Consider the following 6,648-nt stretch of genomic DNA (forward strand, 5'->3'; position numbering starts at 1 on the left):
CCAGTCACCAGTCACCAGTCCCCAGTCCCCAGTCACCAGTCCCCAGTCACCAGTCCCCAGTCTAACCTGCTATTTCCTGTTCTTCTCGCCATAATTGATATAACCGATTTGCAGGAATTGTTAAATACAAAATATCACCTGCACTTAAATTAGTTTCTAATAAATCCCAACCGTGTAAAGTTTGGTGATTTGTCTCTACATATAAAGGTACAAAATCCGCATATCTAGCTACATCTTTCACCCATTGACCACAAAAAGGATGATTAGGAGTAATCAAAGTTGCAAAAGCCACCCATAAATTATCACCTATAATTCCATTACCAATAATTCTCCCTCCCAACGCAGCAGCAGCAAAAGCCGGTGCAGCTAATTCTGCGGGACTTAATACCGCTTCAAAATCAAATACTTGTTGTGCTATCCTGGCAAAATCAGGATCAGCATAGTGAACAATTACCGGAATTCTTGATATTAAACTTTTGGCTTTGAGGGCAATTTCTAAATTAATAGCATCGTTATTAGTAACAGCTAAAACTGCGGACGCGGTATCTATATTACTGGTTTGTAAAGTTGTGCGAAAACTCGCATCTGCCAAAATGACAGGAATACCCATTCCCCTAGCAGTGTTGACATATCTATTATTAGCATCTGTTTCAATTACTACTACTTCATGTCCACTGGTATGAAGTTGTTGCACAATTTTAATTCCTATGCCACTTAAACCACAAACAATATAATGATGACGTTGGGGAATTCTGGCAGCATCCCAAAATTGTTTGAGACGAGTTCCTAAGACAAAATCCGTTAGCATAGCATACCAAATACCAAACACTATTGCTCCTGCCAACATCATGAAAATGGTAAATACTTTAATATTATTTGGTGCTTCTTCTACAACTTTATCATTACCACCAGCACCAGTAATCATGCCCACAGCAAAATATAAGGCATCAACAAAGGAAATATTTAATTTAGCATAAACATAGGTAAAAGTGGCGATCAAAATAATGACTACTAATGCTATAGCCATTGCTAAGACTGATTGGGCGTGTTTTTGAAAATGGCGAATACTGGTGAAAATTTTAATCAGTTTTCTTGCCCATGATTTGCGGGTGTGATTGATGCGGGGTTGAGTGCCAATAATGAGGCGATCGCCTACTTTTAAATGTTGTTCTGCTAACACCGCTGACACTAAATTCATCTTCCCAAAAACAGGTAAATAATAAATCAGCATCCGTGATTTATCTTCCCACAAATCACTTATTTTTTGACCACGCCAAGGATGATTTTCATCAATATATTCTTCTTGAATTGGCCAAGTTTGCTCAAATAATTTGATTTGTCCTATGGCTTTATTTCCTAAAGCTGCAAATGTAAATACTGGTGCAGCCAACCCCACAACACTCATACTTAAATGATCTATAAGAGTGTGATCTAAACGTTCACCTAAATTAGTATTATAAAAACGGTTGATAATGCGAATATTAGGATTTAATACCCGCGCTTGCATCATCACTGACAAATTTACTGCATCATCAGCAGTAGCAATCACTAAAGTATGTGCCTGGTCAATTCCTGCTGCTTGCAGGGTAGAAGCTGCACAAAATTCACCAATAATTACATCTCCCGTTGCTTCACCAGCTATGGGTCTGCGATGAATACCAACAACTAACGCACCCTGTTGTCTCAACAAACGAAAGATTTTATATCCAGTCCGTCCTAAGCCACAAACAATAATTCGAGGTTTCATGAAACAGCAGCATAATTGTAATAATTCAGGAGTCGTAGGGGCGAAGTAGGGGCGAAGCATTCGGAAAATAACCTGTGATAAAAATTGATAATTTATCACCCGAATGCTTCGCCCTTACCAAAAAATTGTGAGCAAAATTGATAATTTATCGCCTGAATGCTTCGCCCTTACCAAAAAATTGTGAGCAAAATTGATAATTTATCGCCCGAATGCTGATGCTTCCAGCACGCTTCGCGAACGCCCTTACAGCAGTCAGGAGTAAAATTTTTTGATGTAAATATTTTTCACTGGCTTGTTGACTTCATTTACCTGTAATACTCTGTATGAATCTCTATTTTTGCCTGATTTCTCTAAATAGAACTGTAACTGAACACACGATAGCGAGGAAATTAAAAATTAAAAATTAAAAATTAAACATTAAAAATTAAACATTAAACATTAAACATTCCAGACACAAATGATTGAAATACTCCGTCTAGATAATTATAAGCCAGTAACAAAGCAGATGAAAAATATATTACAACCTAAAAAACTTGCTGTGATTGTTGCTTCTTTATTAGCAGCAGCAACAGTTTCTTATCCAATTTCAGCGCAAACCACACCCGGTCCAATAGCTGAACCTAATGTTAAACTCAATGTACAACGCACCAGCGGAACTTGTCCGCAAACAGTTGGTTTATGGTGGATAACTCTACCCTATGAAGGAGGTGCAGAACATACAGTAATTGCAGATACTAAAGCTTTTGCAGATTCAGTTAAATTAGTTGCTTCTAATAATAAGCAATTTGTAGAATTTGTTGCACCTTTACGCAGTAACTACGCTTCCTGTGTTGGACAAACTCGCAATCAAGAATATAAATTCTACACGGCACAATTTAAAAATAAAAAAGCCTATTTTCGGGTAGATTTGCGAAAAATTAACGCTCCTGCTCAGGAAATTACCTACAAAACTATTACGGCCTCTCGTCCTTATGTGCGGTGGGCGATCGCTGATTAGGTACAATATTCTTCCATCTCATCACTCATATAATACCCAGATTCCCGACTACTCACATACTCAAATCAGTCGGGTTTCTCTGTAAATGAAGGGTTAAACCCCTCATACAAAACAATAAATCTTGCATGGTAAAATGATTTACAAATCAGTTATCAAATCACAAATTAAGTGTTTTAAAAACGACGGAAACCAAACATAAATGCGGATGATGGGTATTACCCCCTAGTGCTTTACTCACATTATCTTAGTTTTTAGCTATAACTTTTATCAGGTGTATGGTTCAAAGTCTCTCTGATCAAGTGTTAGCAATGAACGAGCAAAAATTTCTAAATTTCTAGCTAGAAAAATGCCAAATTGGCAACCACAAGCTAGAGAAGCAAGTTAAATTAAATTAGACAAACGAAAGCAAGACAGTTGCTAAAAAATTAAAAAAATTAGTTTCTGATGCTTGTTAAGTTTGTTGGACAATTAAATAAAATGATCGTTTGCTGCAATAGGAATACTCACTGAGTAGAAACGTTATCGTTATATAAATTACCCCCCTAATTTAACGATTAGCGTTATGTGTATATTCCCGAATCGCTTCAGTAGCAAATAGTAGAGTGGGAGAGAATGGCGCTTGGTAATGCCTCCTCCCACTCTCTTTTTTAGGGTATTTTGGTTGGGGATGTATAGCTGTAGACAGAGTAGTTAAGACATCTCCTGTAAGGGTTTAACATTGCTAAGTTTAATTTAAGCAGCAACTTTTTCTTCAAGAGGTTTAAAAGTCTTTTTAGTAGCACCGCAAATAGGACAACTCCAATCATCAGGAATTTCTACAAAAGGTGTACCAGGTGCAATACCCGAATCAGGATCACCAACAACAGGATCATAAATCATGCTGCACTGTCTACAAATCCATTTTTGAGTTGCGGGATCTTCACCTGCGACTCTCGTTACAGCTTGTCCACCATTTAATACTTCTAAAGCTTCAGCGTAGCGATCTGCGTGATAATTTTCAATGAATTTGAGCAACCCAAAACGGTGTGCTGCGGCGCGGAATGTGTTAGCGTGTTCACTAGATTCTTGAGCTTGTTTGAGAAATTCTTCCGCTGCGGGATTATCTCTATCTTTTTGAGCAGCAGCAGCAAAATCAGGATACATGGTAGTGTATTCATAGGTTTCCCCTTCAATTGCCAAAGACAAACAACGAGACATAATTTCCCGTTTTTGTTCATCAGTTAAACTAGCTGCATCTTTGACAACCAGTTCTGGATGTAATAACTCAAAATGTGCAAAAGCGTGTTCAGTTTCTTGATCTGCTGTTTCCTTAAAAAGCTTGGTTAAGTCTGTAAAACCCAGTTTACGTGCCACATTTGCAAAAAACAGGTATTTACGATTTGCCATCGATTCTCCACCGAAAGCTGCTTCTAAGTTTTTTAGTGTCGTAAAATTTGACAAATCCATAATTTTTACTTGCCTGTTAAGTGATATTTCATGGGAAAAACAGACTCTTGAACTAAGGCAGATGAGGCAGCCAAAATATTTTTACAATATTTAAACAGATGTTATAGAACCTGTTTTAGCCCATCTTTAATTACCCTTGTTCTTAGCCGATTCAGGATAATTATAAATTTTAGATTATGAATATTTTATATTTTTTCTGTTAAAATAGTTTATTGAAAATTATCGTCATCGACGATCAGAATAGAAGAAGTTTTCATAATGAGGTATTTTTTATTTTTTATTTTTTATGTAAAAAACTTTGAATCATGTCCTTGATTTCTTTTAATCTCACAGGTTTGGAGAGATATTCATTCGCTCCTGCCTCAAGGCATTTTTCCCGATCTCTAGGCATAGCTAAACCAGTCAAAGCAATAATGGGAATATCAGCTAAATCTTGATCCGCACGAATCAAACGAGTAGCTTCTAAACCGTCCATTTGTGGCATTTGAATATCCATTAATATTAAATCAGGACCATGAATCTTAGCTAAGTCAATGGCTTCCTGTCCGTTTTTCGCCACCAGTAGACGATAACCGCGACTTTCTTAATCAGTAAACCAAAAAGTTTTTATCCGAAGAGCGATCGCTAAGGATAAGGAAGCACTATCTACGTAAGGATTAGTCAAATAAAAGACGTTAAACATAAATAATGCTTATAGTGCTATCAGGGTTATCCAAAGATGAGATAATGAAAGTAGTGTGTCACATATTAATTGACATTAATTGATTTTTCCATCAGAACATTTGGCGTTAACGGATTCGGAAACCTCATTATGATCAAGACCGCCCTCATAACAGGCATTACAGGTCAAGATGGCTACTATCTGAGCCATTTGCTTCTTAATCAAAATTACCGAGTTTTCGGTTTGGTATCTCCCCATAGACAAACTAACTTGTCAAAATTAGGAAGTTTAGCAGATAACGTAAAAATTTACACTGTTGATTTAAGAGATGCTGCGGCTTTATTAACTGCTGTTGAACAACTACAACCCCAGGAAATTTACAATTTAGCTGCTCCTAGTTTCGTTCCCGACTCTTGGAATGATCCTTTGGGAACTCTTGATCTGATTACAGGTACTGCTACTAGATTATTAGATGCAGTTCGCCAAGTTGGTTTATCCACAAGGTTTTATCAAGCTAGTAGTTCGGAAATGTTTGGTGATGTGACTACTGCTCCCCAAGATGAAGAAACTCACTTTCGTCCCAAAAATCCCTATGCAGCAGCAAAATTACACGCTCATTGGACGATGGTACATCACCGACAACGTTATGGTCTATTTGCCTGTAGTGGTATTTTATATAACCATGAATCCCCTTTGCGTCCGCCTCAGTTTGTCACCCGTAAAGTTTCTTTGGCGGTAGCTAAAATTAAATTGGGTTTAGCTCAAACCTTGGAAATGGGTAATTTGGATGCTCAAAGAGATTGGGGTTTTGCTGGAGATCACGTAAATGCCATGTGGCGAATGTTGCAAGCAAACGAGCCTCAAGAATATGTAATTGGTACAGGTAAACTCCACAGCGTCAGGGAATTAATTGCTACTGCTTTTGATTGTGTAGGACTGGATTGGGAAAAATATGTAATTGTCAATACTAATTTATTACGAGCAGATGAACATTTTCAACTGGTAGCTAATCCCAGTAAAGCCAAAAACAAGCTTGGTTGGGAACCAAAAGTGAGTTTTGAGCAACTTTTGGAAAATATGGTAAAAACAGATTTAGAATATTTAAACAGTTAATAATGTTGCTATTGTAAAGAGACTGGGGAATGGTGACTGGTGACTGGGGAGAAAAATTTTAGATTTTAGATTGGAATTGACAAAAACAATCCCTGCGGGTTCAACAGTTGCTCATGGGGGAAACCCCCAAGACCGCACTGCTTCACCAAAATCCAAAATCCTTTCATTGAATTACCAATTACCAATTACCTGTTCCCACTGATAATTGATAACTAAAATAAAAATAGAGTAGAAAAATTTAAGAAATGAACCTTAATAACTTCCAACAAAATCTTGATAAACTGCGTCCTTGGCTGACTATATTAGCAGTAGCCTGGTTATTAGCATCCTTAGGCTTAGGCTGGTTAGTGAATTCCTTACTAATTATTTTTGGACTGTTATTAATAATACCAATTGTCGCCTTCTTTGGATTTCGCTGGTGGCTACAAAGAAACTTAGTTACTGACAACTGTCCGGTTTGTGGATGTGAAATAACAAGTTTAAATAATAGCCAAGTGCAATGTCCAAATTGCGGAGAACAGCTATTAGTAAAAAATAGTCAATTTAGCCGCTTTGCACCAGAAGGTACAATTGATGTAACAGCAATTGAAGTTCCTGCCAAATCACTGGAAGAATGAACTAAGATGAAATAGGAGTCAGGAGTCAGGAGTCAGGAGTCAGGAGTCAGGAGTCAGGAGTCAGGAG

Annotated in this window: 5 protein-coding genes and 1 pseudogene; 3 read left to right on the plus strand and 3 right to left on the minus strand. The window is 37.4% G+C overall.

The genetic code is table 11. The features are described from left to right. Positions 1-61: 61 nt before the first annotated feature. Positions 62-1,747 carry a potassium channel family protein gene (locus tag PN497_RS15315; RefSeq protein WP_096566545.1) on the minus strand — a complete coding sequence of 562 codons (1,686 nt, stop codon included), beginning with the start codon at positions 1,745-1,747 and terminating at the stop codon, positions 62-64. Between the two features lie 457 nt (positions 1,748-2,204). Here PN497_RS15315 and PN497_RS15320 point away from each other — a divergent pair, with 457 nt between their 5' ends. Further along, complete coding sequence (locus tag PN497_RS15320) at positions 2,205-2,744, plus strand: hypothetical protein (protein WP_272110590.1); 540 nt, start codon at positions 2,205-2,207, stop codon at positions 2,742-2,744. Between the two features lie 732 nt (positions 2,745-3,476). On the opposite strand, the gene PN497_RS15325 is transcribed toward PN497_RS15320, so the two are convergent. Next, positions 3,477-4,190, minus strand: coding sequence for a rubrerythrin family protein (locus tag PN497_RS15325; protein WP_096566541.1), 714 nt, complete (start codon positions 4,188-4,190; stop codon positions 3,477-3,479). A 277-nt stretch (positions 4,191-4,467) separates the two neighbouring features. After that, a pseudogene (locus tag PN497_RS15330) lies at positions 4,468-4,758 on the minus strand (response regulator); the annotation flags it as partial. A gap of 243 nt (positions 4,759-5,001) precedes the next feature. Here PN497_RS15330 and PN497_RS15335 point away from each other — a divergent pair. Together PN497_RS15335 and PN497_RS15340 are read left to right on the plus strand one after the other, a co-directional pair. Continuing rightward, positions 5,002-5,964, plus strand: a complete 963-nt coding sequence (locus PN497_RS15335) for a GDP-mannose 4,6-dehydratase (RefSeq protein ID WP_096566537.1) — start codon at positions 5,002-5,004, stop codon at positions 5,962-5,964. Between the two features lie 245 nt (positions 5,965-6,209). Next, positions 6,210-6,581, plus strand: a complete 372-nt coding sequence (locus PN497_RS15340) for a hypothetical protein (protein WP_096566535.1) — start codon at positions 6,210-6,212, stop codon at positions 6,579-6,581. The last annotated feature ends 67 nt before the right edge of the window (positions 6,582-6,648 follow it).

Origin of the sequence: Sphaerospermopsis kisseleviana CS-549 (assembly GCF_028329225.1) — a bacterium.
Lineage (GTDB): Bacteria > Cyanobacteriota > Cyanobacteriia > Cyanobacteriales > Nostocaceae > Sphaerospermopsis > Sphaerospermopsis kisseleviana.